This is a genomic window from bacterium (assembly GCA_024226335.1).
GTDB lineage: Bacteria > Myxococcota_A > UBA9160 > SZUA-336 > SZUA-336 > JAAELY01.
This window is the reverse complement of record JAAELY010000404.1, coordinates 1-1,006: the sequence shown is the minus strand read 5'-3', so window position 1 is coordinate 1,006 and position 1,006 is coordinate 1. Positions and strand designations below refer to the sequence as shown.

The window sequence follows — 1,006 nt, the reverse complement described above, 5'->3', positions numbered from 1 at the left end:
TTTCGTACTCTTCGAAATTCGACAGGCCGATGGCGATCGGCGTTCTGACGGCCTTGCCGTCACGGACCACGAAGATGCAATCGTGGCCGCTCACGTTGAGAATCGGGCCTCGCTTCACACAGAGCGTGCCGGTGCGTTGCTCGGTGACCGCATGTACGTCCACGCGGAGATTCGGCCGCAGCACCGCGTGATCGTTCTCATCCAGCGCCACCTCGAAGGTCACGATCCCGTTTCTCACCGTGGGCTGGATCTTGGTCACCCGTCCGGACAACCGGGTGTCGCCGCTGCGTACGAACGCCGGGAGCCCCACGGTCAGGCGCCGTGCCAGCACGTCGGACAGCGTCGCGTCGACGCGATAGGCGCTGAGATCGGCGACTCGGGCCACAGGCTCACCCTCTGCCACCGCGGCGCCTTCGCTGGTCACGACCCAGGTCACGATCCCGGGGCGGTCGGCGGTGACCTGCGTCCGTTCGAGTCGCTTTTTCGCTCGCTCCAGATCCTGCTCGAGGATGGAGATCTCGAGCTTCAACCCTTCCAGCCGCGCCGCCAGATCTTGCTCGGAGTTCAGTAACTGATTTTCGAGATGTCGCACCTCGATCTTCGCGCGCTCCACGTCGGTTTCCGATAGGCGAATCCCGTCTTCGGCGACGAGACCCCGCTCGAACATCTTGCGATTGCGATCGAGCTCGAACCTGAACGACTCCAGCTCGAGGGCCTTGATGTCGCGCTGTGCGGTCAGATCGTTCCTGGATCGCGCCAGCTCCAGGTTGGTCTTGCGTCGGAAGTTGTTCTTGAGCGCGATCTGTTCTTCGATCCGGTTCACTTCACGACGGGCATCGGTGTCGTCCAGGGCGACGATGGGGTCTCCCCTGCGGACCTCCGCTCCCGTGGTCAGCAGCACCTCGGCGACCCGGGTGGCCATGGGTGCCGTCAGGGTCTGTTCGAACTCCGGCACGACCAGACCTGAGGCGTCCAGCGTCGAAGACATCTCGCCCTTCTCGACGAT

General features: G+C 63.7%; 1 protein-coding gene. It reads right to left on the bottom strand.

What is annotated here, in order from left to right:
• Nucleotides 1-988: HlyD family efflux transporter periplasmic adaptor subunit (locus GY725_20185; GenBank protein MCP4006503.1), on the bottom strand; the 988-nt coding region annotated here is incomplete at its 3' end.
• Between the last annotated feature and the right edge of the window lie 18 nt (nucleotides 989-1,006).